The following is a 19,981-nucleotide window of genomic DNA, read 5'->3' as shown; positions in this document are numbered from 1 at the left end:
GAAGTCCGCGCCAACCGCGAGGGAGATCTGAGACCGTGGCACCACGGGACGTGCTGACCGACCTGACCAAGGTCCGCAACATCGGCATCATGGCGCACATCGATGCCGGCAAGACCACCACCACCGAGCGGATCCTGTACTACACCGGGATCAACTACAAGATCGGTGAGGTGCACGACGGCGCGGCGACGATGGACTGGATGGAGGAGGAGCAGAAGCGCGGCATCACGATCACGTCCGCCGCGACGACCTGCTTCTGGAAAGACCACCAGATCAACATCATCGACACGCCGGGCCACGTGGACTTCACCGTCGAGGTGGAGCGCAACCTGCGCGTGCTCGACGGCGCGGTCGCCGTGTTCGACGGCAAGGAGGGGGTCGAGCCGCAGTCCGAGCAGGTCTGGCGGCAGGCCACCAAGTACGACGTCCCCCGGGTCTGCTTCGTCAACAAGATGGACAAGCTCGGTGCGGACTTCTACTTCACCGTGCAGACGATCCAGGACCGCCTGAACGCGCGCCCGCTGCCCATCCAGCTGCCCATCGGCAGCGAGGGTGACTTCATCGGCGTCGTCGACCTGGTCGAGATGCGCGCGCTGACCTGGCGTGGCGAGGTCGCCAAGGGCGAGGACTACGCCATCGAGGAGATCCCGGCCGACATGGCCGACAAGGTCGCCGAGTGGCGCGAGAAGCTCCTCGAGGCCGTCGCCGAGACCGACGACGACCTGATGGAGTCGTACCTCGGCGGCGAGGAGCCGACGGTCGAGCAGATCAAGACCGGTATCCGGAAGATCGTGACCGACCGCATCGCCTACCCGGTGATGTGTGGTTCCGCGTTCAAGAACAAGGGCGTCCAGCCCATGCTCGACGCGGTCATCGACTACCTGCCGTCGCCGTACGACCTCCCGCCGGTCGAGGGCTTCCTCACCGACGGCGAGACCCCGGCCAGCCGCAAGCCGGCCAAGGACGAGCCGTTCGCGGCGCTCGCGTTCAAGATCGCCGCGCACCCGTTCTTCGGCAAGCTGACCTACATCCGGGTCTACTCCGGCCGGGTCGCCGCGGGCTCGCAGGTCCTGAACTCGACCAAGGACCGCAAGGAGCGCATCGGGAAGGTCTTCCAGATGCACTCCAACAAGGAGAACCCGGTCGACGAGGCCATGGCGGGCCACATCTACGCCGTCATCGGCCTCAAGGACACGACCACGGGCGAGACCCTCTGCGACCCGCAGTCGCCGATCGTCCTCGAGTCGATGACCTTCCCGGAGCCGGTGATCCAGGTCGCGGTCGAGCCGAAGACCAAGGCCGACCAGGAGAAGCTGGGCGTCGCGATCCAGCGGCTCGCCGAGGAGGACCCGACGTTCCAGGTCTCCCTGGACGACGAGACCGGCCAGACGATCCTCGCCGGCATGGGTGAGCTGCACCTCGAGGTGCTGGTGAACCGCATGAAGAGCGACTACAAGGTCGAGGCCAACATCGGCAAGCCCCAGGTCGCGTACCGCGAGACCATCAAGCAGCCGGTCATCAAGTTCGAGTACACGCACAAGAAGCAGACCGGTGGTTCGGGCCAGTTCGCCCGGGTCATCATCAACCTGGAGCCCCTCACCGAGGGCGACGGTGCGCTGTACGAGTTCGACAACAAGGTCACCGGTGGCCGCATCCCGCGGGAGTACATCCCGTCGGTGGACGCCGGCATCCAGGACGCCATGCAGTACGGCATCCTCGCCGGTTACCCGGTTGTCGGAGTGAAGGCCACGCTGACGGACGGCCAGTACCACGAGGTCGACTCGTCCGAGATGGCGTTCAAGGTGGCCGGCTCCATGGCGTTCAAGGAGGCGGCTCGCAAGGCGAACCCCGCGATCCTCGAGCCCATGATGGCCGTCGAGGTCATGACGCCCGAGGACTACATGGGTGACGTGATCGGCGACCTCAACTCCCGTCGTGGCCAGATCCAGGCCATGGAGGAGCGTGCGGGTGCCCGCGTCGTCAAGGCGTCGGTCCCGCTGTCCGAGATGTTCGGCTACGTCGGTGACCTGCGGTCGCGGACCCAGGGCCGGGCGAACTACACGATGACGTTCGACTCGTACGCGGAGGTTCCGGCCTCCGTGGCGAAGGAGATCATCGCGAAGGCGACGGGCGAGTAAGAGGCACGTGCCGCGGGCCTGTAGGGTCCGCGGCCCGCTCCTCTTTCCTCTCTCGGAGCAACCACCCCAGAAAGCATCTGCACAGCCTGCCGTCAGCACGGCGGACAGAAAATCTCAGTCCAGGAGGACCCTGCAGTGGCGAAGGCGAAGTTCGAGCGGACCAAGCCGCACGTCAACATCGGCACCATTGGTCACATCGACCACGGCAAGACCACGCTGACGGCGGCCATCACTAAGGTTCTGCACGACAAGTACCCGACCCTCAACGAGGCGTCGGCGTTCGACATGATCGACAAGGCGCCGGAAGAGCGTCAGCGCGGTATCACGATCTCCATCGCGCACGTCGAGTACCAGACCGAGAAGCGGCACTACGCGCACGTGGACTGCCCCGGTCACGCGGACTACATCAAGAACATGATCACCGGTGCGGCGCAGATGGACGGCGCCATCCTGGTGGTCGCCGCGACCGACGGTCCGATGCCCCAGACCCGTGAGCACGTGCTGCTCGCGCGTCAGGTCGGCGTGCCCTACATCGTGGTGGCGCTGAACAAGGCGGACATGGTCGACGACGAGGAGATCATGGAGCTCGTCGAGATGGAGGTCCGTGAGCTGCTCAGCTCGCAGGACTACCCGGGCGACGACCTCCCGATCGTCCGCGTCTCGGCGCTCAAGGCGCTCGAGGGCGACGAGAAGTGGGCCGAGAACATCGTCCAGCTGATGGACGCTGTCGACGAGGCCATCCCGGAGCCGGAGCGCGACACCGAGAAGCCGTTCCTCATGCCCGTCGAGGACGTCTTCACGATCACCGGTCGCGGCACGGTCGTCACCGGTCGTGTCGAGCGCGGCATCGTCAAGGTCAACGAGACCGTCGACATCGTCGGCATCAAGCCGAACAAGACCAGCACCACGGTCACCGGTGTCGAGATGTTCCGCAAGATCCTCGACGAGGGCCGTGCCGGCGAGAACGTCGGTCTGCTCCTGCGCGGCATCAAGCGTGACGACGTCGAGCGCGGCCAGGTCGTCGTGAAGCCGGGCTCGATCACCCCGCACACCGAGTTCGAGGGCCAGGTCTACATCCTGGGCAAGGACGAGGGCGGACGGCACACGCCGTTCTTCAACAACTACCGCCCCCAGTTCTACTTCCGGACCACGGACGTGACGGGCGTGGTGACCCTGCCCAGCGGCACCGAGATGGTCATGCCGGGCGACAACACCTCGATGAGCGTTCAGCTGATCCAGCCGATCGCCATGGAGGAGGGCCTGCAGTTCGCCATCCGTGAGGGTGGACGGACCGTCGGCGCCGGCCAGGTCACCAAGATCAACTCGTAGTAGCACCCCCCGGTCGGGGACGCCGCATTCCGGTGTGGCATCCTTGACGGGTTGCACGGTGAGTGTGGCGCGTAGGAGCGCCGGTTCGAGAGAACACGGTCCTACGCGCCACGCTTGCCGTCGGCCCTGATACACAGCTCCATCCCCGTGGTGGAGAGCGGTGACCCGGGCCCCGGGTAGTTTCCGACCAGGGCAGATTTATGAGCGTCGAGCGCGACACGCCCGACCTCGTGGACCGGAGCCACCGGCCGAGATGCCAGAAATGGCGCTGCTGCCGGAGGCCCGGGAGAACCAGCCAGACATGTGAGACCTGAACAGCGCGCGGGCCGCGGTCGCGGAGCCCCGGAGAGATCCGGTGCCGCTTCGACGACGTGAGATCTGCGGGGTGACCGTGCGAGGTACGGGGCCCACCGGCGAACACCGCGAAGTTGAGCGGCAGGAAGAAGAGGACGACCGACGACCATGGCGGGACAGAAGATCCGCATCAGGCTCAAGGCCTATGACCACGAGGCAATCGACGCGTCTGCTCGCAAGATCGTGGAGACGGTGACGCGTACCGGTGCCCGGGTCGTCGGGCCGGTGCCGCTGCCGACCGAGAAGAACGTGTACTGCGTCATCCGCTCGCCGCACAAGTACAAGGACTCGCGCGAGCACTTCGAGATGCGTACGCACAAGCGCCTCATCGACATCCTGGACCCGACGCCGAAGACGGTGGACGCGCTCATGCGCATCGATCTGCCGGCCAGCGTCGACGTCAACATCCAGTAGGCGGCGAAGACGATGACGACTAAGACTCAGAAGACGCACCAGGTCAAGAACATCACCGGCCTCCTCGGCACCAAGCTGGGCATGACCCAGGTGTTCGACGAGAACAACCGGATCGTCCCGGTCACGGTGATCCAGGCCGGGCCGAACGTCGTGACCCAGGTCCGTTCCCCCGAGACCGACGGCTACTCCGCGATCCAGGTCGCGTACGGCGCGGTCGACCCCCGCAAGGTGAACAAGCCGGAGACCGGCCACTTCGCCAAGGCGGGCGTCACCCCCCGGCGCTACACGCTGGAGTTCCGCACCTCGGACGCGGCCGACTACGCGATCGGCCAGGAGATCACCGCCGAGGCGTTCTCCGAGGGCTCCGAGGTCGACGTGGTCGGCACGACCAAGGGCAAGGGCATGGCCGGCGCCATGAAGCGCCACGGCTTCCACGGTCTGGGCGCCTCGCACGGTGTCCAGCGGAAGCACCGCTCGCCCGGCTCGATCGGTGGCTGCGCCACCCCGGGCCGCGTGTTCAAGGGCCAGAAGATGGCCGGCCGGATGGGTTCGAACCGTCAGACCACGCAGGGCCTCAAGGTCCACCGGGTCGACGCCGAGCGCGGGCTGCTGCTCGTCAAGGGCGCGGTTCCCGGACCTCGCGGTGGACTCGTCGTGGTGAAGACCCCCGCGAAGGGTGATGGCAAGTGAGCACCGTGGAGATCCAGACGCCCGAGGGCAAGGTCGACGGCAACGTCGAGCTCCCCGACAGCGTGTTCGACGTGACGGCGAACGTGTCGCTGATGCACCAGGTGGTGACGGCGCAGCTGAACGCCGCGCGCCAGGGCTCGCACGACACCAAGACCCGTGCCGAGGTCCGCGGCGGTGGCAAGAAGCCGTACCGCCAGAAGGGCACCGGCCGCGCCCGCCAGGGTTCGACCCGGGCACCGCAGTTCGTCGGCGGTGGCACGGTGCACGGCCCGACGCCGCGTGACTACAGCCAGAAGACCCCGAAGAAGATGAAGGCCGCCGCCCTGCGCGGTGCGCTCTCCGACCGGGCCCGTGCGGGCCGCGTGCGGGTCATTTCCTCCGTGGTCTCCGGCGACACCCCGTCGACCAAGGCGGCCCGCAAGGTCGTCGAGGCGGTCACCGAGGGCACCGGGAAGCGCGTGCTGCTGGTCGTGGAGCGCGAGGACACGAACGCTCTGCTGAGCCTGCGCAACCTCCCCGAGGTGCACCTGATCGCGCCGGACCAGCTGAACACCCACGACGTGCTGATCAACGACGTCGTCGTGTTCACCTCGACCGCGCTCGACCTGTTCCTGGCCGGCCCGGTCGCCAAGCCGCGGACCGGCAGCCGTCGTGCCGCCTCGTCGGCAGAGGAGGCTGACAAGTGATCACGGACCCGCGGGACATCCTGCTCGCGCCCGTCGTGTCGGAGAAGAGCTACGGGCTGCTCGACGAGCAGCAGTACACCTTCGTCGTGCGACCGGACGCGAACAAGACGCAGATCAAGATCGCCGTGGAGAAGGTGTTCGGGGTCAAGGTGCTCAGCGTCAACACGCTGAACCGCCCGGGTAAGCGCAAGCGCGCCCGCACCGGCTACGGCAAGCGCAAGGACACGAAGCGCGCGATCGTCACGCTCTCCCCGGAGAGCAAGTCGATCGACGTCTTCGGTGGTCCGGCGAGCTGAGGGGCGAGCTGAATCATGGCCATTCGTAAGTACAAGCCGACGACGCCGGGCCGCCGTGGCTCCAGCGTCTCGGACTTCGCCGAGATCACCCGGGACACCCCGGAGAAGTCGCTGCTGCGTCCGCTGCACAACAAGGGCGGCCGCAACGTGCACGGGCGGGTCACCACCCGGCACCAGGGCGGCGGCCACAAGCGTGCGTACCGGCTGATCGACTTCCGCCGGAACGACAAGGACGGTGTGCCGGCCAAGGTCGCGCACATCGAGTACGACCCGAACCGCACCTCGCGGATCGCACTGCTGCACTACGCCGACGGCGAGAAGCGCTACATCATCGCGCCGGCGCGGCTCAAGCAGGGCGACCCGATCGAGAACGGCCCCCAGGCCGACATCAAGGTCGGGAACAACCTGCCGCTGCGCAACATCCCGACGGGCACCGTGGTGCACGCGATCGAGCTCCGCCCCGGTGGCGGCGCGAAGATCGCGCGTGCGGCGGGCTCCGGGGTGCAGCTGGTGGCGAAGGACGGCCCCTACGCGCAGCTGCGCATGCCGTCCGGCGAGATCCGCTACGTCGACGTCCGCTGCCGCGCGACGGTCGGCGAGGTCGGTAACTCGGAGCACTCGAACATCAACTGGGGCAAGGCCGGCCGGATGCGGTGGAAGGGCAAGCGCCCCTCCGTCCGTGGTGTGGCCATGAACCCGGTCGACCACCCGCACGGTGGTGGTGAGGGTAAGACCTCCGGTGGTCGCCACCCGGTCAACCCGGCAGGTAAGCCCGAGGGCCGTACCCGCCGCACCAAGCCGTCCGACAAGTTGATCGTCCGCCGGCGTCGTACCGGCAAGAAGCGCTGAGCAGGGAGGTAAAGATGCCGCGCAGCCTGAAGAAGGGCCCGTTCGTCGACGACCACCTGCTCAAGAAGGTGGACGCCCTCAACGAGACCGACAAGAAGACGGTGATCAGGACCTGGTCCCGCCGCTCCACCATCATCCCGGACATGATCGGCCACACGATTGCGGTGCACGACGGCCGCAAGCACGTACCGGTGTTCGTCTCGGACTCGATGGTCGGGCACAAGCTGGGTGAGTTCGCCCCGACCCGCACGTTCCGGGGTCACATCAAGGACGACCGCAAGGCGCGCAGGCGCTAGAGCGGCCCGAGTAGCGACAAGGAGAGGTGGAGAAGATGGCTGACACAGCCGAGACCACCGGCACCGCGCTCGAGCTGACTCGAGCGCACGCCGTGGCGCGGTTCGTCCGCATGTCGCCGATGAAGTGCCGGCGCATGGTGGACCTGGTCCGCGGAGTACCGGTGTCCGAGGCGCTGGCGATCCTGCGGTTCTCGCCGCAGGCCGCCGCCGAGCCGGTGGCCAAGGTCGTGGCGAGCGCCGCGGCCAACGCCGAGAACAACCTGGGCCTGGACCCGGACACCCTCGTGGTGGCCGTGGCCATGGTCGACGAGGGCCCGACGCTGAAGCGGATCCGTCCGCGCGCCCAGGGGCGTGCGTACCGCATCCGCAAGCGGACGAGCCACATCACCATCGAGGTCGAGTCCCGTCCGGCCGGTACGGCCGGCGGCGGACGTCGTGGTGCGAAGGGGAGGGCCCGCTGATGGGGCAGAAGATCAACCCGCACGGGTTCCGTCTGGGCATCACCACGGACTGGAAGTCCCGCTGGTACGCGGACAAGCAGTACAAGGAGTACGTCAAGGAGGACGTCGAGATCCGCCGCATGCTCTCCAAGGGCATGGAGCGGGCCGGCATCTCCAAGGTCGAGATCGAGCGGACCCGGGACCGCGTGCGGGTGGACATCCACACCGCGCGTCCGGGCATCGTGATCGGCCGGCGCGGCGCCGAGGCCGACCGCATCCGGGGCAACCTCGAGAAGCTGACCAAGAAGCAGGTCCAGCTCAACATCCTCGAGGTCAAGAACTCCGAGTCGGACGCCCAGCTCGTCGCGCAGGGCGTGGCCGAGCAGCTGTCCAACCGCGTGGCGTTCCGCCGTGCGATGCGCAAGGCGATCCAGTCGGCCATGCGCTCGCCGCAGGTCAAGGGCATCCGGGTGCAGTGCTCCGGACGTCTGGGCGGCGCCGAGATGTCGCGGTCGGAGTTCTACCGCGAGGGCCGGGTGCCGCTGCACACGCTGCGCGCCGACATCGACTACGGCCTGTTCGAGGCTCGCACCTCGTTCGGCCGGATCGGCGTCAAGGTCTGGATCTACAAGGGTGACGTCGTCGGTGGTCGTCGCGAGGGAGCCCCGGCTGCGGCCGCGGCCGACCGCGCACCCCGTCGCGAGCGTCCGGCCCGCCGGCGTTCGGGTGCCTCGGGCACCACGGCCACCAGCACCGAGGCCGGTCGTGCCGCGGCGTCCGGTGGCGTCGCCACCGCCGAGGCCCCGGCCGAGACGACCGCGACCACCAGCGGCACTCCGAGCGAGGGTGGGGAGGCCTGAGCCATGCTGATCCCACGCAAGGTCAAGCACCGCAAGCAGCACCGCCCGCACCGGACCGGAATGGCGACCGGCGGCACGAAGGTCTCGTTCGGCGACTACGGCATCCAGGCTCTCGAGCCGGCCTACGTCACGAACCGTCAGATCGAGTCCGCACGTATCGCGATCAACCGGCACATCAAGCGTGGTGGCAAGGTCTGGATCAACGTGTTCCCGGACCGCCCGCTGACCAAGAAGCCGGCCGAGACCCGTATGGGTTCCGGTAAGGGTTCGCCGGAGAAGTGGGTCACCAACGTCAAGCCGGGCCGGGTCCTGTTCGAGATGAGCTTCCCGAACGACCAGACCGCGCGCGAGGCGCTGCGACGTGCCATCCACAAGCTGCCGATGAAGTGCCGGATCGTGACCCGTGAGGGTGGTGACATCTGATGGCGACCAGCGGTGGCACCAAGGCTGCCGAGCTGCGTGAGCTCTCCGACGAGGAGCTCACGGTGCGCGTTCGCGAGGCCAAGGAAGAGCTGTTCAACCTGCGCTTCCAGATGGCGACCGGGCAGCTGGACAACAACCGGCGGCTGCGGGCCGTCCGCCACGACATCGCGCGGGTCTACACCGTCATGCGCGAGCGTGAGCTGGGCCTGTCCGCTGCCCCGATCGACAACGAGGGCGCGGCATGAGCGACGACGAGAGCACGCGCGGGGAACGCAAGGTCCGCGAGGGCCTGGTCGTGTCCGACAAGATGGACAAGACCGTGGTCGTCTCGCTGGAGGACCGGGTCAAGCACCCGCGGTACAGCAAGGTCATCCGCCGGACCAGCAAGGTCAAGGCGCACGACGAGGGCAACACGGCCGGCATCGGTGACCGTGTCCGCCTGATGGAGACCCGCCCGCTGTCGGCCACTAAGCGCTGGCGGCTCGTGGAGATCCTCGAGAAGGCGAAGTAGGAGACACAGTGATCCAGCAGGAGTCGCGACTGCGCGTCGCCGACAACACCGGTGCCAAGGAGATCCTGTGCATCCGGGTGCTGGGCGGCTCGGCGCGGCGCTACGCCGGGATCGGCGACGTCATCGTCGCCTCGGTCAAGGAGGCCATCCCCGGTGCCGGCGTGAAGCGCGGTGACGTCGTCAAGGCGGTCATCGTGCGCACGGTCAAGGAGAAGCGTCGCCCGGACGGCAGCTACATCAAGTTCGACGAGAACGCCGCCGTCCTGATCCGTCCGGACAACGGGCCCCGAGGGACCCGCATCTTCGGCCCGGTCGGTCGCGAGCTGCGCGACCGCCGCTTCATGAAGATCATCTCCCTCGCTCCGGAGGTGCTCTGACATGAAGGCGAAGATGAAGGTCAAGAAGGGCGACACCGTCCAGGTGATCGCCGGCAAGGACAAGGGCGCCAAGGGCAAGGTCATCCAGGTCTACCCCGAGCGTGAGCGTCTGCTGGTCGAGGGTGTGAACCGGATCAAGAAGCACACCCGGATCAGCCAGAACCAGCGCGGTGCGGAGTCCGGCGGGATCGTCACGCAGGAGGCTGCCATCCACGTCTCGAACGTGATGGTCGTCGACTCGGACGGCACCCCGACCCGGATCGGGAAGAAGACCGTCGAGGGTGACGACGGCAAGTCCCGCCGGGTCCGGATCTCCAAGCGCAACGGGAAGGAGATCTGAGATGACGACTGCAGAGCAGACGGAGAAGACCCACCCGCGTCTCCAGACGCGGTACCGCGACGAGATCATCCCCGCCCTGCGCGAGGAGTTCGGCTACAAGAACGTCATGCAGGTCCCGGGCATGGTCAAGGTCGTCGTGAACATGGGCGTCGGCGACGCCGCCCGTGACTCGAAGCTGATCGACGGTGCCCTGCGCGACCTGGCCATCATCACCGGCCAGAAGCCGCAGATCCGCAAGGCGACCAAGTCCATCGCGCAGTTCAAGCTGCGCGAGGGCATGCCGATCGGCGCGAAGGTCACCCTTCGCAACGACCGGATGTGGGAGTTCCTGGACCGGCTGCTGACGATCGCGCTGCCGCGTATCCGCGACTTCCGCGGGCTGTCCGGCAACCAGTTCGACGGCCGCGGCAACTACACGTTCGGTGTCAGCGACCAGTCGATGTTCCACGAGATCGACCCGGACAACATCGACCGGCCGCGCGGCATGGACATCACCGTCGTCACGACGGCGACCACGAACGCCGAGGGCCGGGCGCTGCTGCGCCACCTGGGCTTCCCCTTCAAGGAGAGCTGAGCACGATGGCGAAGAAGGCGCTGGTCAACAAGGCGAACAAGAAGCCGAAGTTCGCCGTGCGGGGTTACACCCGCTGCCAGAAGTGCGGGCGTCCGCGCGCGGTGTTCCGCAAGTTCGGGCTGTGCCGCGTGTGCCTGCGCGACATGGCACACGCCGGCGAGCTGCCGGGCGTGAGCAAGTCCAGCTGGTGACAAACCCACCAGCCGTTTCCTATCGCCACAGGCCCTCGGCGGTGACGAGCGCACGCCGCTCGGCACTCGGGGGAACCACGGCGGGAAAGAAGTTCACATCATGACGATGACCGATCCGATCGCAGACATGCTGACCCGTCTGCGGAACGCGAACTCGGCCTACCACGACCGCGTGGTGATGCCCCACTCGAAGCTGAAGGTCGCGATCGCGGAGATCCTGCAGAAGCAGGGTTACATCGCGTCGCACCACACCGAGGACGCCGAGGTCGGCAAGTCCCTGGTCATTGAGCTCAAGTACGGCCGCAACCGGGAGCGCAGCATCGCCAACGTGCGACGCGTGTCCAAGCCCGGTCTGCGCGTCTACGCGAAGTCGACCAACCTGCCGCGGGTCCTCGGAGGCCTCGGCGTAGCGATCATCTCGACCTCGCAGGGTCTGATGACCGACCAGCAGGCCTACCGGAGTGGCGTGGGCGGGGAAGTCCTCGCCTACGTCTGGTGAGAAGGGAGAACTGACGATGTCCCGCATCGGAAAGCTGCCCATCACCGTCCCGTCCGGAGTCGACGTCACGATCGACGGCCGCACGGTCACCGTGAAGGGCCCCAAGGGCACCCTGTCGCACACCGTCGTCGAGCCGATCACGGTCGAGCGCGACGACGACGGCACGGTGCTGATCAAGCGTCCCGACGAGGAGCGCGAGACGAGGGCCTTCCACGGCCTGTCCCGCTCGCTGGTCAACAACATCGTGGTCGGCGTCAGCGCCGGCTACGAGAAGAAGCTCGAGATCCACGGCGTCGGCTACCGGGTCCAGCTCAAGGGTTCCAACCTCGAGTTCGCCCTGGGCTTCAGCCACCCGGTCGTCATCGAGCCGCCGGAGGGCGTGACGTTCGCCGTCGAGTCGCCCACGCGCTTCTCGGTCACCGGGATCGACAAGCAGCTGGTCGGCGAGACCGCTGCCAACATCCGCAAGCTGCGCCGTCCGGACCCGTACAAGGGCAAGGGCGTGCGGTACGCCGGCGAGCAGATCCGCCGCAAGGTCGGAAAGACGGGTAAGTGATGGCCGAGACGAACAGCACGGTCTCCGGTGCCGCCCGGCGGCGGATGGCCTCCCAGGTGTCGCGCAAGCGGCGCGACTCGCGTACCCGCCGGCACGTCCGGCTGCGCAAGAAGATCTCCGGTACCCCGGACCGTCCCCGTCTCTCGGTGAACCGCAGCTCGCGGCACATCACCGTGCAGCTGATCGACGACCTGGCCGGTCACACGCTGGCCCAGGCCTCGAGCCTGGACGTCGACGTCCGCGCGCTGGACGGCGACAAGAAGGCCAAGGCGTCCAAGGTCGGGGAGCTCATCGCCTCCCGCGCCAAGGCCGCCGGCGTCACGGCGGTCGTGTTCGACCGCGGTGGCCTGGCCTACCACGGCCGGATCGCCGCGCTGGCGGACGCCGCCCGCGAGGGAGGCCTGGAGTTCTGATGAACGACACGCAGATCATGCGGACGACCTGCTCGCAGGGTCGGACCGTTGACACAGTTGAAGGGAACGTCTGATGCCGGGACGTGCACGGCGCGACGGCCCCGGAGGCCCCGCAGGCTCCGGCGGCCCGAGCAACGACAACCGCAGCGGCGGCGGCCGGGACCGTCAGGGCGGCGGCCGCGGCGGGGCGCAGGACAAGACCCCGTACATCGAGCGGCTCGTCACGATCAACCGGGTGTCCAAGGTCGTCAAGGGTGGTCGTCGCTTCAGCTTCACCGCCCTGATGATCGTGGGCGACGGTGACGGCCTGGTCGGCATCGGCTACGGCAAGGCCAAGGAGGTGCCCGCGGCGATCGCCAAGGGTGTCGAGGAGGCCAAGAAGAGCTTCTTCCGCGTCCCGCTCATCGGGGGCACGATCGTGCACCGGGTGCAGGGCGAGGCGGCGGCGGGTGTGGTCATGCTGCGCCCGGCCAGCCCCGGTACCGGTGTCATCGCCGGTGGCCCGGTGCGCGCCGTGCTCGAGTGCGCGGGGATCTCCGACATCCTGTCGAAGTCGCTGGGCAGCGACAACGCGATCAACGTCGTGCACGCGACGGTGGCCGCGCTGCGCTCGATCCAGCGTCCCGAGGAGGTGGCCGCGCGTCGTGGCCTGCCGCTCGAGGACGTCGCCCCGGTGTCGATGATGCGGGCGCGGGCTGCCGCGGCCGAGGCTGCGAGGGCCTGACCATGGCGACCTGGAAGATCACCCAGACGAAGAGCCGGATCGGCTGCAAGCAGAACCAGCGCGACACGTTGCGCTCGCTCGGCCTGAAGAAGATCCGGCAGTCGGTGGAGCGTCAGGACGACCCGCAGACCCGCGGCTACGTCCACACGGTGCGCCACCTCGTGACCGTGGAGGAGGTCGGCTCATGAGCGACAACGAGACCACCCCCGGCGTCATCAAGCTGCACGACCTGCGTCCCGCCCCGGGCTCGAAGAAGGCCCGGACCCGCGTCGGACGTGGTGAGGGCAGCAAGGGCAAGACCGCCGGGCGAGGCACCAAGGGTACGAAGGCCCGTAAGACCGTGTCGCCGCGCTTCGAGGGCGGGCAGATGCCGCTGCACATGCGGCTGCCCAAGCTCAAGGGCTTCAAGAACCGGTTCCGGGTCGAGTACCAGGTCGTCAACATCGGCGACCTGGCCCAGCTCTTCCCGAACGGTGGCGAGGTCGGCGTGGCCGAGCTGGTCGCCGCCGGTGCGGTCCGCCGCAACGAGCTGGTGAAGGTGCTGGGGGAGGGTGAGCTCGAGGGCATCACCCTGACCGTCAGCGCGCACAAGTTCTCCGCGTCCGCGCGCGAGAAGATCTCGGCAGCCGGCGGGTCCGTCTCCGAGCTGTAGTTCCCCGGCGCCGTCCACGGCCGCTCCCCGACCCCTACGGGTCGGGCGGGCCCGTGGGCGGCGCCGAACTGCTGTGTGGCCGCTGTTAGAGTCGCCGCACGGGGTTTCGGAGTCCCCGCCACCGTCACGGTGGCGAGACGAGGCCGGTCACCGGCTCGGACCGCTCTCGCAGCGGCAGGACTCCGGTCCCACATCCGGCCGGGCCGTTCTGGCCGGCGAGGAGGCGGCGTCGGGCCGCCGACGTCGTAGGAGGATCACCGAGTGCTCAGCGCGTTCCGGTCGGCCCTGACCACTCCGGATCTCCGCAAGAAGATCCTCTTCACCCTGGGCATCGTCGCGATCTACCGGCTGGGTGCCAACATCCCCTCGCCGGGTGTGTCGTACGTGAACGTCCAGGAGTGCGTGCGCCAGGTGGAGGGCGGCGAGAACTCCAGCGTCTACTCGCTGATCAACCTGTTCTCCGGTGGCGCGCTGCTGCAGCTCTCGATCCTGGCGCTGGGCATCATGCCCTACATCACGGCCAGCATCATCGTGCAGCTTCTGCAGGTGGTGATCCCGCGGTTCGAGCAGCTGAAGAAGGAAGGCCAGTCCGGCCAGGCCAAGCTGACGCAGTACACGCGGTACCTGACGATCGGGATCGCGATCCTGCAGTCCACCGGCTTCGTGGCCCTGGCCGAACGGGGGCAGCTGTTCGGCAACTGCACCCTGCCGGTCATCCCGGACTCCAGCATCTTCACGCTCAGCATCATCGTGATCGTGATGACCGCCGGTACGACCGTCGTCATGTGGCTCGGTGAGCAGGTGACCGAGCGCGGCGTCGGCAACGGCATGTCACTGCTGATCTTCGCCTCGATCGCGCACCGCATCCCCGCCGAGGGCAAGCAGATCCTGGACAACGCGGGCGGGCTGGTCTTCGCCGGTGTCTGCGTGTTCGGTCTGGCCATCATCGCGAGCGTCGTGTTCGTCGAGAACGGCCAGCGCCGCATCCCCGTCCAGTACGCCAAGCGCATGGTGGGCAGGCGGATGTACGGCGGCACGTCGACCTACCTCCCGCTCAAGGTGAACCAGGCCGGCGTCGTCCCGGTGATCTTCGGTAGCTCGCTGCTGTACCTGCCCGACCTGATCGCCCGGCTCGCCGGGAACGACGGCGGAGCCTTCCAGCAGTTCGTCCAGACCTATCTGGTCGACCAGTCCAACTGGTTGCACATCATCCTGTACGTCGCACTGATCATCTTCTTCACGTACTTCTACGTCGGCATCACGTTCAACCCCGACGAGCGTGCCGAGGACATGAAGAAGTACGGCGGCTTCATCCCCGGTATCCGGCCCGGCCGGCCGACCGCGGAGTACCTGAACTTCGTGCTCAGCCGCATCACGCTGCCCGGTTCGCTGTACCTCGGCCTGATCGCGGTGCTCCCGAACTTCTTCCTCGGGATCACCGGCAGCGGCCAGAACCAGAACTTCCCGTTCGGCGGCACCGCGGTCCTGATCATGGTGACCGTGGGCCTGGACACGCTGAAGCAGATCGAGAGCCAGCTCATGCAGCGCAACTACGAGGGCTTCCTGCGTTAGGCTCGCCGCGCGTGGCGCTCCCGTGAACTTCTCGCGTGACGTTCGCCGCCCGTCCCAACGTCGTCGGTGCGCATGTAGCAGTGTTGTCCCAGCCGGCGACGGAGCCGGATCACGAAAGAGCTAGGGGAGGTCGGGTTCGCGTGCGACTCGTTCTGGTTGGCCCGCCCGGTGCGGGCAAGGGAACCCAGGCGGAGCAGATGGCCAAGCGGCTGGACGTCCCGCACATCTCGACCGGTGACCTGTTCCGGGCGAACCTCAAGGACGAGACCGAGCTCGGTCTCGAGGCGAAGCGCTACATGGACGCCGGGAACCTGGTGCCCAACGAGGTCACCGTCGCGATGGTCAAGGACCGCCTCGGCGACTCCGACGCCGCGAAGGGCTTCATCCTCGACGGCTTCCCGCGCACGACGTCGCAGGCCGGCTCGCTGGGCGAGATCCTGAAGGACAAGGGCCTGGAGCTCGACGCGGTCGTGCAGTTCGAGGTCGACGACGAGGTCGTGGTGCAGCGGCTGCTCGCGCGCGGCCGCAGCGACGACAACGAGGACGTCATCCGCAACCGTCAGCAGGTCTACCGGGACGAGACGTTCCCGCTGCTGCAGTACTACGCGGACCGCCTGGTCGTCGTGGACGCCGTCGGCGAGGTCGACGAGATCACCGAGCGGGTGTTCACCGCGCTGGACAACCGCGGGGCGTAGAGGGAGAGAACGGCGAAGTGAACTCCGGCCGGACCGGTCTGCTGGGCGCCATCGCGCGCTACCGCGGACGCGACATCGAGCTCAAGACCCCGGGCCAGCTGCAGGCGATGCGGGCGGCCGGTGCGCTGGTCGCGTCGACCCTGGCCGCGGTCGTCGAGCAGACGAAGCCGGGTGTGAGCACGGCCGATCTCGACGCCGTCGCCGAGCAGACGATCCGGGCCGCGGGCGCGGTGCCGTCGTTCCTCGGCTACCACGGGTTCCCGGGCAGCATCTGCGCCTCGGTGAACGAGCAGATCGTGCACGGGATCCCGTCGCCGTCGCTCGTCCTCGCCGAGGGGGACCTGATCTCCGTGGACTGCGGGGCGATCCTCGAGGGCTGGCACGGCGACGCGGCCGTGACGATCCCGGTCGGGAACGTCGCCGCGGCGGACCTGGCGCTGTCCGAGGCGTGCCGGGGTGCACTGGCCGCGGGGATCGCCGCCGTCCGCCCGGGCGCCCGGCTGACCGACGTCTCGTTCGCCATCCAGGAGGCCTGCCGCGAGGCGGCGAACCGGGACGGCGCCGACTACGGGATCGTCGCCGAGTACGGCGGGCACGGCATCGGCACGTCGATGCACATGGACCCGTTCCTGCCGAACCACGGCGACGCCGGCCACGGGCCGAAGCTGCGTCCCGGGATGGCGCTGGCCGTCGAGCCGATGCTGACCGCGGGCGACCCGGAGACCGTCGAGCTCGAGGACGGCTGGACCGTCGTCACCGCCTCGGGCGGGCGCGCGGTGCACTGGGAGCACACGGTCGCGGTGACCGAGGACGGGCCGTGGCTGCTGACCGCTCCGGCCGATGAGGACACCGTCCTCGGTTCTTGATCGGTCATCCCGCCACTCCGGTGAGGACGGGTGTCACATGGAGACGGCACCGGGGTCGTTGTTGCTCTAGGTTCTGCGCATGGGCGAAGAGGCCGGGCAGTCGCCACCGAGCGAAGCGCAGGCGAAGCGAGAGTCGACACCGGGACGGACGACGTCGGTCGGTGTGCCGAAGGAGTCGGTGGAGGGTGAGCGCCGGGTGGCGCTCGTCCCCAAGGTCATCGAGAAGTTGCAGAAGCGTGGGGCCGAGATCGTCGTCGAGTCCGGTGCCGGGCTCGAGGCGCTGATCCCGGACGAGGCGTTCACCGACGCCGGCGCGACGATCGGGGATCCCTGGTCGTGCGACGTCGTGGTCAAGGTGGCGCCTCCGACGCAGGACGAGATCAGCAAGCTGGGACGCGACAGCACGCTGATCGGGTTCCTGGCCCCGCTGACGTCGCCCGAGACGATCGAGGCGTTGAGGTCGGCCGGTGTGCAGGCGTTCGCGATGGAGTCGATCCCGCGGATCTCGCGTGCGCAGGGCATGGACGCGCTGAGCTCGCAGGCGAACGTCTCCGGGTACAAGGCCGTGCTGGTCGCGGCGCAGGAGTCGACCCGCTTCTTCCCGATGCTGACCACCGCGGCCGGCACCGTGAAGCCCGCGACCGCGCTGATCCTGGGCGTCGGCGTCGCGGGCCTGCAGGCGCTGGCGACGGCCAAGCGCCTCGGTGCGCGCACCACCGGCTACGACGTCCGCCCGGACGTCGCGGACCAGGTGAAGTCGCTCGGCGCGCAGTGGCTCGACCTCGGCATCGAGGCGGCGGGCGAGGGCGGCTACGCCCGGGAGCTCTCCGACGACGAGCGCCGCAAGCAGCAGGAGCAGCTGGAGCTGGCGATCACCGGCTTCGACGTCGTGATCACCACCGCGCAGGTCCCGGGCCGGGAGGCGCCACGGCTGGTCAGCGCGAAGGCCGTGGAGGGCATGCGGCCGGGCAGCGTGATCGTCGACCTCGCCGGTGAGGGCGGCGGGAACTGCGAGCTCACCGAGCCGGGGCAGACCGTCGTCAAGCACGACGTGACGATCGCGTCTCCGCTGAACCTGCCGGCCACGATGCCGGAGCACGCCTCCGAGCTCTATGCCCGCAACATCACGGCGCTGCTGGAGCTGATGCTCTCCGACGGCGTGCTGGAACCGGACTTCGACGACGAGGTCCTGGCCAAGAGCTGTGTCACCCGCGACGCTCCCGCCGCACCGGCCGGGGACGCGGACGCGAAGGAGGAGAGCTGATGGAATCGGGCAGCCTGCTGGCGAACATCGCGATCCTGGTCCTGGCCGGGTTCGTCGGGTTCGCCGTCATCTCGAAGGTGCCGAACACGCTGCACACCCCGCTGATGTCGGGCACGAACGCGATCCACGGGATCGTCGTGCTGGGCGGGATGATCGTGCTCGGCGAGCTGGAGAACGCGACGGTGCTGGAGATCATCCTGCTCACCGTCGCCATCGCGTTCGGAATGATCAACGTGATCGGCGGCTTTCTCGTCACCGACCGCATGCTGGGCATGTTCAAGGGCAAGCAGCCGCCGAAGCCGGGGGCCGAGAAGGACACCGGCGACGGTGACGCCCAGACCCTGACCGCCGAGAAGGCAGCGAAGGGCGGCGCGTGATGGAGATCGTCGAGCCGGTCCTCTACCTGATCGCCTTCGCCCTGTTCATCTACGGCCTGATGGGCCTGACCGGGCCCCGCACCGCCGTCCGCGGCAACTGGATCGCCGCGGTCGGCATGGCGATCGCGATGCTCACGGTGCTGGGCGTGGTGATCGTCAACGGCGCGAACAACATCGTCTGGATCCTCATCGGACTGGTGGTCGGCACGATCCTCGGCGTCCCGTCGGCCCGGCGGGTCAAGATGACCCAGATGCCGCAGATGGTGGCGCTGTTCAACGGTGTCGGCGGCGGCACGGTGGCCCTGATCGCCTGGTCGGAGTTCCTGGCCACGCCCGGCTTCGAGGGCCGGGCGGGTGTGTTCGTGGTCGCCTCGCTGTTCTCGGCGATCGTCGGCTCGATCTCGTTCTGGGGATCGCTGGTCGCGTTCGGCAAGCTGCAGGAGATCCTCTCGTCCTCGCCGATCGGGCTGGGCAAGGCGCAGCAGCTGGTGAACGCGATCCTGCTGATCGGTGCGATCGTCTGTGCCGTGTTCGCGGGGACGGGCAACACCTCGCAGCTGTGGATCGTCGCGGTGCTGGTCCTGGCCGGGATCCTCGGCGTGATGGTCGTGCTGCCGATCGGCGGCGCGGACATGCCGGTCGTCATCTCGCTGCTCAACGCCATGACCGGTCTGGCGGCGGCCGCCGCGGGCCTCGCGCTGAACAACACGGCGATGATGGTCGCCGGCATGATCGTCGGTGCGTCCGGTTCGATCCTGACCAACCAGATGGCGCAGGCGATGAACCGGACCATCCCGGCGATCGTCGCCGGCGGGTTCGGCGGGGCCTCGGTGGCCGCGGCCGACGACGACCCGAACAAGACCGTCAAGTCCACCTCGGCGGCGGACGCGGCGATCCAGATGGCCTACGCCGAGCGCGTCATCGTGGTGCCGGGGTACGGCCTGGCCGTGGCGCAGGCCCAGCACGCCATCAAGGAGATGGCCAAGCTGCTGGAGGCCAAGGGCGTCGACGTCCGGTACGCGATCCACCCGGTCGCCGGCCGGATGCCCGGGCACATGAACGTGCTGCTGGCCGAGGCCGAGGTCTCCTACGACGTGCTCAAGGAGATGGACGAGATCAACGACGACTTCTCCCGCACCGACGTCACGATCGTGATCGGGGCGAACGACGTCACGAACCCGTCCGCGCGCAACGACAAGAGCTCGGCGATCTACGGCATGCCGATCCTCAACGTCGACCAGAGCCACAACGTCATCGTGCTCAAGCGGTCGATGAGCTCCGGGTTCGCCGGCATCGAGAACCCGCTCTTCTTCCTGGACAACACGTCCATGCTCTTCGGCGACGCGAAGTCGTCGGTGGAGAAGGTGACCGAGGAGCTCAAGGCCCTGTAGCGGCGCGTCGGCCGTCGCGTCCTCGTCCGGCCCGTCCCCGAATCCGGGGGCGGGCCGACGCCGTTCGTGCCCTACCCCACGTGCAGCGGTTCACGCAACGTCCGTACACTGGTCATTCGGCGCGCCTCGTGGCGCCGGTTCCGTCGTGCCTTCCGCACCCCAGGTCCCGTCGTTTCGTCGCTCGCCGGGGTGTGGGCTGTCCCG

29 protein-coding genes are annotated in these 19,981 nt (G+C 68.2%); all 29 read left to right on the top strand.

Annotation, left to right across the window (positions count from 1 at the left end; all coding sequences use genetic code 11):
* The first annotated feature begins 35 nt into the window (after positions 1-35).
* The 29 genes from fusA (at position 36) to EV383_RS26105 (ending at position 19,777) form a co-directional block, all read left to right on the top strand.
* A complete protein-coding gene (gene fusA, locus EV383_RS26245; protein ID WP_130292399.1) occupies positions 36-2,138 on the top strand; it encodes an elongation factor G in 2,103 nt (700 codons plus the stop codon).
* A gap of 135 nt (positions 2,139-2,273) precedes the next feature.
* Complete coding sequence (gene tuf / locus EV383_RS26240; RefSeq protein ID WP_130292398.1) at positions 2,274-3,467, top strand: elongation factor Tu; 1,194 nt, start codon at positions 2,274-2,276, stop codon at positions 3,465-3,467.
* Positions 3,468-3,929: 462 nt separating this feature from the next.
* Positions 3,930-4,235 (top strand): 30S ribosomal protein S10, encoded by a 306-nt coding sequence (gene rpsJ, locus EV383_RS26235; protein ID WP_003938093.1) that lies wholly within the window; start codon positions 3,930-3,932, stop codon positions 4,233-4,235.
* Positions 4,236-4,247: 12 nt separating this feature from the next.
* Positions 4,248-4,925 carry a 50S ribosomal protein L3 gene (gene rplC, locus EV383_RS26230; protein ID WP_130292397.1) on the top strand — a complete coding sequence of 226 codons (678 nt, stop codon included), beginning with the start codon at positions 4,248-4,250 and terminating at the stop codon, positions 4,923-4,925.
* Positions 4,922-5,611: a 50S ribosomal protein L4 gene (rplD, locus tag EV383_RS26225; protein WP_130292396.1), complete on the top strand. Its 690-nt coding sequence runs from the start codon at positions 4,922-4,924 to the stop codon at positions 5,609-5,611. The genes rplC and rplD overlap by 4 nt, the downstream gene beginning before the upstream one ends.
* On the top strand, positions 5,608-5,907 hold the full coding sequence (rplW, locus tag EV383_RS26220; RefSeq protein ID WP_130292395.1) for a 50S ribosomal protein L23: 300 nt from the start codon (positions 5,608-5,610) through the stop codon (positions 5,905-5,907). The genes rplD and rplW overlap by 4 nt, the downstream gene beginning before the upstream one ends.
* Before the next feature lie 15 nt (positions 5,908-5,922).
* Entirely contained in the window at positions 5,923-6,756 is an 834-nt protein-coding gene (gene rplB, locus EV383_RS26215) for a 50S ribosomal protein L2 (RefSeq protein ID WP_130292394.1), read from the top strand.
* Positions 6,757-6,770: 14 nt separating this feature from the next.
* Positions 6,771-7,052, top strand: coding sequence for a 30S ribosomal protein S19 (gene rpsS / locus EV383_RS26210; RefSeq protein ID WP_130292393.1), 282 nt, complete (start codon positions 6,771-6,773; stop codon positions 7,050-7,052).
* A 35-nt stretch (positions 7,053-7,087) separates the two neighbouring features.
* Positions 7,088-7,513, top strand: coding sequence for a 50S ribosomal protein L22 (gene rplV / locus EV383_RS26205; RefSeq protein ID WP_130292392.1), 426 nt, complete (start codon positions 7,088-7,090; stop codon positions 7,511-7,513).
* Positions 7,513-8,352 carry a 30S ribosomal protein S3 gene (gene rpsC, locus EV383_RS26200; RefSeq protein WP_130292391.1) on the top strand — a complete coding sequence of 280 codons (840 nt, stop codon included), beginning with the start codon at positions 7,513-7,515 and terminating at the stop codon, positions 8,350-8,352. The genes rplV and rpsC overlap by 1 nt, the downstream gene beginning before the upstream one ends.
* Positions 8,353-8,355: 3 nt before the next feature.
* The gene (rplP, locus tag EV383_RS26195; RefSeq protein ID WP_130292390.1) at positions 8,356-8,775 is read left to right on the top strand and encodes a 50S ribosomal protein L16; all 420 of its coding nucleotides are present in this window, start codon (positions 8,356-8,358) and stop codon (positions 8,773-8,775) included.
* Complete coding sequence (gene rpmC / locus EV383_RS26190) at positions 8,775-9,020, top strand: 50S ribosomal protein L29 (RefSeq protein ID WP_130292389.1); 246 nt, start codon at positions 8,775-8,777, stop codon at positions 9,018-9,020. The genes rplP and rpmC overlap by 1 nt, the downstream gene beginning before the upstream one ends.
* Positions 9,017-9,286 (top strand): 30S ribosomal protein S17, encoded by a 270-nt coding sequence (rpsQ, locus tag EV383_RS26185; RefSeq protein WP_130292388.1) that lies wholly within the window; start codon positions 9,017-9,019, stop codon positions 9,284-9,286. Before rpmC ends, rpsQ begins: the two co-directional genes overlap by 4 nt.
* Before the next feature lie 8 nt (positions 9,287-9,294).
* Positions 9,295-9,663: a 50S ribosomal protein L14 gene (rplN, locus tag EV383_RS26180; protein WP_130292387.1), complete on the top strand. Its 369-nt coding sequence runs from the start codon at positions 9,295-9,297 to the stop codon at positions 9,661-9,663.
* 13 nt (positions 9,664-9,676) lie between these two features.
* Positions 9,677-10,003: a 50S ribosomal protein L24 gene (gene rplX, locus EV383_RS26175; protein ID WP_130295054.1), complete on the top strand. Its 327-nt coding sequence runs from the start codon at positions 9,677-9,679 to the stop codon at positions 10,001-10,003.
* Position 10,004: 1 nt separating this feature from the next.
* A complete protein-coding gene (gene rplE / locus EV383_RS26170; protein ID WP_130292386.1) occupies positions 10,005-10,577 on the top strand; it encodes a 50S ribosomal protein L5 in 573 nt (190 codons plus the stop codon).
* A 5-nt stretch (positions 10,578-10,582) separates the two neighbouring features.
* Positions 10,583-10,768, top strand: coding sequence for a type Z 30S ribosomal protein S14 (locus tag EV383_RS26165; RefSeq protein ID WP_130292385.1), 186 nt, complete (start codon positions 10,583-10,585; stop codon positions 10,766-10,768).
* Positions 10,769-10,868: 100 nt separating this feature from the next.
* Positions 10,869-11,267 carry a 30S ribosomal protein S8 gene (gene rpsH, locus EV383_RS26160; protein ID WP_130292384.1) on the top strand — a complete coding sequence of 133 codons (399 nt, stop codon included), beginning with the start codon at positions 10,869-10,871 and terminating at the stop codon, positions 11,265-11,267.
* A 16-nt stretch (positions 11,268-11,283) separates the two neighbouring features.
* Positions 11,284-11,823, top strand: a complete 540-nt coding sequence (rplF, locus tag EV383_RS26155) for a 50S ribosomal protein L6 (protein WP_130292383.1) — start codon at positions 11,284-11,286, stop codon at positions 11,821-11,823.
* Positions 11,823-12,236: a 50S ribosomal protein L18 gene (gene rplR, locus EV383_RS26150; RefSeq protein ID WP_278044853.1), complete on the top strand. Its 414-nt coding sequence runs from the start codon at positions 11,823-11,825 to the stop codon at positions 12,234-12,236. Before rplF ends, rplR begins: the two co-directional genes overlap by 1 nt.
* Before the next feature lie 73 nt (positions 12,237-12,309).
* Positions 12,310-12,960 carry a 30S ribosomal protein S5 gene (rpsE, locus tag EV383_RS26145; protein ID WP_130292382.1) on the top strand — a complete coding sequence of 217 codons (651 nt, stop codon included), beginning with the start codon at positions 12,310-12,312 and terminating at the stop codon, positions 12,958-12,960.
* Between the two features lie 2 nt (positions 12,961-12,962).
* Positions 12,963-13,148, top strand: a complete 186-nt coding sequence (gene rpmD, locus EV383_RS26140; RefSeq protein WP_130292381.1) for a 50S ribosomal protein L30 — start codon at positions 12,963-12,965, stop codon at positions 13,146-13,148.
* Positions 13,145-13,612 (top strand): 50S ribosomal protein L15, encoded by a 468-nt coding sequence (rplO, locus tag EV383_RS26135; protein WP_130292380.1) that lies wholly within the window; start codon positions 13,145-13,147, stop codon positions 13,610-13,612. The genes rpmD and rplO overlap by 4 nt, the downstream gene beginning before the upstream one ends.
* Before the next feature lie 261 nt (positions 13,613-13,873).
* On the top strand, positions 13,874-15,184 hold the full coding sequence (gene secY / locus EV383_RS26130) for a preprotein translocase subunit SecY (protein WP_130292379.1): 1,311 nt from the start codon (positions 13,874-13,876) through the stop codon (positions 15,182-15,184).
* Positions 15,185-15,324: 140 nt separating this feature from the next.
* Entirely contained in the window at positions 15,325-15,879 is a 555-nt protein-coding gene (locus EV383_RS26125) for an adenylate kinase (RefSeq protein ID WP_130292378.1), read from the top strand.
* 17 nt (positions 15,880-15,896) lie between these two features.
* Positions 15,897-16,745, top strand: a complete 849-nt coding sequence (map, locus tag EV383_RS26120; RefSeq protein ID WP_130292377.1) for a type I methionyl aminopeptidase — start codon at positions 15,897-15,899, stop codon at positions 16,743-16,745.
* Positions 16,746-16,824: 79 nt separating this feature from the next.
* The gene (locus tag EV383_RS26115) at positions 16,825-18,009 is read left to right on the top strand and encodes a Re/Si-specific NAD(P)(+) transhydrogenase subunit alpha (protein WP_130292376.1); all 1,185 of its coding nucleotides are present in this window, start codon (positions 16,825-16,827) and stop codon (positions 18,007-18,009) included.
* On the top strand, positions 18,009-18,386 hold the full coding sequence (locus EV383_RS26110; protein WP_130292375.1) for an NAD(P) transhydrogenase subunit alpha part 2: 378 nt from the start codon (positions 18,009-18,011) through the stop codon (positions 18,384-18,386). Before EV383_RS26115 ends, EV383_RS26110 begins: the two co-directional genes overlap by 1 nt.
* On the top strand, positions 18,386-19,777 hold the full coding sequence (locus EV383_RS26105; protein WP_130292374.1) for an NAD(P)(+) transhydrogenase (Re/Si-specific) subunit beta: 1,392 nt from the start codon (positions 18,386-18,388) through the stop codon (positions 19,775-19,777). Before EV383_RS26110 ends, EV383_RS26105 begins: the two co-directional genes overlap by 1 nt.
* Positions 19,778-19,981 lie beyond the last annotated feature (204 nt).

Origin of the sequence: Pseudonocardia sediminis, from assembly GCF_004217185.1 — a bacterium.
GTDB classification, from domain to species: Bacteria; Actinomycetota; Actinomycetes; order Mycobacteriales; family Pseudonocardiaceae; genus Pseudonocardia; species Pseudonocardia sediminis.
This window is presented reverse-complemented; position numbering and strand designations above follow the sequence as displayed.

Bases quoted from the DNA above. Each gene is read 5' to 3' on its own strand.
- EV383_RS26110 (WP_130292375.1), top strand. From the start codon at position 18,009: ATGGAATCGGGCAGCCTGCTGGCGAACATCGCGATCCTGGTCCTGGCC.
- rpmD (WP_130292381.1), top strand. From the start codon at position 12,963: ATGGCGACCTGGAAGATCACCCAGACGAAGAGCCGGATCGGCTGCAAG.
- rplP (WP_130292390.1), top strand. From the start codon at position 8,356: ATGCTGATCCCACGCAAGGTCAAGCACCGCAAGCAGCACCGCCCGCAC.
- EV383_RS26105 (WP_130292374.1), top strand. From the start codon at position 18,386: ATGGAGATCGTCGAGCCGGTCCTCTACCTGATCGCCTTCGCCCTGTTC.
- rplB (WP_130292394.1), top strand. From the start codon at position 5,923: ATGGCCATTCGTAAGTACAAGCCGACGACGCCGGGCCGCCGTGGCTCC.
- rpsE (WP_130292382.1), top strand. From the start codon at position 12,310: ATGCCGGGACGTGCACGGCGCGACGGCCCCGGAGGCCCCGCAGGCTCC.
- EV383_RS26165 (WP_130292385.1), top strand. From the start codon at position 10,583: ATGGCGAAGAAGGCGCTGGTCAACAAGGCGAACAAGAAGCCGAAGTTC.
- rplV (WP_130292392.1), top strand. From the start codon at position 7,088: ATGGCTGACACAGCCGAGACCACCGGCACCGCGCTCGAGCTGACTCGA.
- rplO (WP_130292380.1), top strand. From the start codon at position 13,145: ATGAGCGACAACGAGACCACCCCCGGCGTCATCAAGCTGCACGACCTG.
- EV383_RS26115 (WP_130292376.1), top strand. From the start codon at position 16,825: ATGGGCGAAGAGGCCGGGCAGTCGCCACCGAGCGAAGCGCAGGCGAAG.
- rpsQ (WP_130292388.1), top strand. From the start codon at position 9,017: ATGAGCGACGACGAGAGCACGCGCGGGGAACGCAAGGTCCGCGAGGGC.
- rplR (WP_278044853.1), top strand. From the start codon at position 11,823: ATGGCCGAGACGAACAGCACGGTCTCCGGTGCCGCCCGGCGGCGGATG.
- rplF (WP_130292383.1), top strand. From the start codon at position 11,284: ATGTCCCGCATCGGAAAGCTGCCCATCACCGTCCCGTCCGGAGTCGAC.
- rpsS (WP_130292393.1), top strand. From the start codon at position 6,771: ATGCCGCGCAGCCTGAAGAAGGGCCCGTTCGTCGACGACCACCTGCTC.
- rplC (WP_130292397.1), top strand. From the start codon at position 4,248: ATGACGACTAAGACTCAGAAGACGCACCAGGTCAAGAACATCACCGGC.
- rpsJ (WP_003938093.1), top strand. From the start codon at position 3,930: ATGGCGGGACAGAAGATCCGCATCAGGCTCAAGGCCTATGACCACGAG.
- rplE (WP_130292386.1), top strand. From the start codon at position 10,005: ATGACGACTGCAGAGCAGACGGAGAAGACCCACCCGCGTCTCCAGACG.
- rpsH (WP_130292384.1), top strand. From the start codon at position 10,869: ATGACGATGACCGATCCGATCGCAGACATGCTGACCCGTCTGCGGAAC.
- rplX (WP_130295054.1), top strand. From the start codon at position 9,677: ATGAAGGTCAAGAAGGGCGACACCGTCCAGGTGATCGCCGGCAAGGAC.
- rpsC (WP_130292391.1), top strand. From the start codon at position 7,513: ATGGGGCAGAAGATCAACCCGCACGGGTTCCGTCTGGGCATCACCACG.
- rpmC (WP_130292389.1), top strand. From the start codon at position 8,775: ATGGCGACCAGCGGTGGCACCAAGGCTGCCGAGCTGCGTGAGCTCTCC.